Genomic DNA, 1761 nt, shown 5'->3' on the forward strand with positions numbered 1-1761 from the left:
TGCTGCGAGATTTCGATTTATTTTTCTTTAGCGGAAACCGGTAAGGGTTACGGCAGTATTTTACAAACAGCATTGCTCAAGAAAGTTGAGGAGTTTTGCTATCACCATGTCGTTGCTAAAATTTTGGGCTGCAATCAAGGGAGTATTGAATTTCACAAGCGATTTGGATTTGAGGTTGTAGGTGTTCAAAAAGAAATTGGGTTTTTCAAGGGACGCTGGCACGACATGGTTATTATGCAGCTTGTTTTATCCCATATCTTACCTTACCGTCCTGAACTATAACATTCTGTGTTTTAGTTTTGAGCATGGGAGGAGCTTGCAACGGATAGTTCGAGCGGATGTAACGGATAGCAATATGGGAAGGAGGTCGAAGAGGTGCAGCGATTTCTTTATCGTTTCAATCAGGCTTGCTATAGCTTGAATAAATCTTTGATGATATGAGGAATAATCATCATGTGTTCTGAATCAAAATAAGCTGAGATATTTCTCAATTTTTTTCAGACGATAGTGAGGAATTTATCAGCTTTCTCTCAGCCTAGAGCTTTAAGGTTTATACAGTCAAGTCAACCAGTGAGGAATTATTAGTTAGGTAAATCTAGGGATGAGGGATTAAGTATTAGGGATTAGGCTTTGAATAGTAAACTCTAACAGCATTCCCCTAACACCATTCTCCCACCTAGTAATACTATCAATTTCGGTTAATCCATTCGTAGGATGGTTAATCCGATTTTGTTAATTTTCAATTTTTAAGTCTCTATTTTCAGAGAATCAAGTTTTTTAAAAAATTAGAGGATGGCAAAATGATTCAGATTATTACTGGCATGAAGACTTCTGTATCCGACCAAAGTCTTCCCAAGAGTATCCAGCGCTTAATTAGTAATATCCAAAGTCAGTCGGTATTGGTACCGAAAATTGCTCGTTTGTGCATTTTGGATGCACGCATCTCACCGGAAGACTTGATGGGATGGGCTGACTTTGATCATCCCATCACCGACAGCTACGGTCGAAAGCTACTGTACGAGTGTGGTTCCTTTGAAATTATGGTGATGTCTTGGGCTCCAGGAGACTACAGCACGATTCATGACCACGGCACAGCCCAATGGGGAGCAGTACAGTGCTTTGGCGAGGCGGAACACTACGTGTATACCTTAACAGATGGAGTGCTGCAAACCCTGAAGCGACTGGACTATAGCTCTGGAGAGGTAAAGGCGGTAGCTGACGATATGATTCACCAGATGGGCAACCCCGGAGAATCCTGCTTTTTTAGCCTTCATGTATACGGGACCGAAAACTCCAAGGGCTCGATTACTAGCAACGCACGAATCTTTGACCTGCTTGAAGGCAGCATTCAACGCACTGATGGAGGGGTGTTCTTCTGCTTGCCAGAGACACAAATTAAAGAGCGGCACTACGGCTTACAAGCAGACACTGATACCACGCTCAGACACCACGAAAAAATGCGCGATCGCATTTGTCGAATCCTTGCAGTAGAGGACAATCCTCTACTCCGCTCAAAATTAGCTGTGTTAGACGAGCAAATGTCACAGCTCAAGTAAGCTAAAGATAATTGGTAATTGCTAATTGGTAATTGCTAATTGGTAATTGCTAATTGGTAATTGCTAATTATTACTTTTCAAGTAAGCATTCAGCTGTCAGCATTCAGCTGTCAGCCTAATGCTTAAAATAAACATCGAACAGGATAATTTAATAGTTTGAGATTTTAAAGAATTGAAAGTTTGGGGATTTGCCTATCTAAGTATT

The 1761-nt window shown here is 41.1% G+C and carries 2 protein-coding genes; both read left to right on the top strand.

Annotated elements, in window-relative coordinates; genetic code table 11:
• A partial coding sequence (locus F6K38_RS41090; protein ID WP_287360586.1) for a GNAT family N-acetyltransferase occupies nt 1-282 on the top strand: 282 nt, incomplete at its 5' end.
• 518 nt (nt 283-800) lie between these two features.
• The gene (locus F6K38_RS41095) at nt 801-1556 is read left to right on the top strand and encodes a cysteine dioxygenase family protein (RefSeq protein ID WP_008177756.1); all 756 of its coding nucleotides are present in this window, start codon (nt 801-803) and stop codon (nt 1554-1556) included.
• Nucleotides 1557-1761: the final 205 nt, after the last annotated feature.

Origin of the sequence: Moorena sp. SIO3B2, assembly GCF_010692525.1 — a bacterium.
Classification (GTDB): Bacteria; Cyanobacteriota; Cyanobacteriia; order Cyanobacteriales; family Coleofasciculaceae; genus Moorena; species Moorena producens.

Coding starts and splice junctions, on each gene's coding strand:
- F6K38_RS41095 (WP_008177756.1), top strand. CDS start 801: ATGATTCAGATTATTACTGGCATGAAGACTTCTGTATCCGACCAAAGT.